Below are 280 nucleotides of genomic sequence, written 5' to 3' on the forward strand. Positions count from 1 at the left end.
CACATCGACATCCATCAACCCCAAGATATTACTGGTTTGCAGTAAGACGAATGCAATAGGGAAGGCAATTAATACTGCTAGGCTAGCACCTTGCTGAATCTCGTTAGCAATCTTGTGTTGATGTCCTCTACCGTTAAGCTGTGCCACGATAGGGATGAGTGCCATCAAGATGCCGATACCAAATAAAATAGAAGGTAGCCAAATGCTTGAGGCGATCGCAACTGCAGCCATATCCGTAGCACTCACGCCGCCGGCCATGATGGTGTCAACGACACCCATG

Annotated in this window: 1 protein-coding gene; it reads right to left on the bottom strand. The window is 48.2% G+C overall.

Annotation, left to right across the window (positions count from 1 at the left end):
* Nucleotides 1-280 (bottom strand): MATE family efflux transporter (locus AB4585_RS27200; protein WP_372171858.1); only part of this gene is annotated, 280 nt, incomplete at both ends.

The sequence above is a fragment of the Vibrio sp. 10N.222.49.C9 genome (genome assembly GCF_041474985.1).
Taxonomy (GTDB): Bacteria; Pseudomonadota; Gammaproteobacteria; order Enterobacterales; family Vibrionaceae; genus Vibrio; species Vibrio crassostreae_C.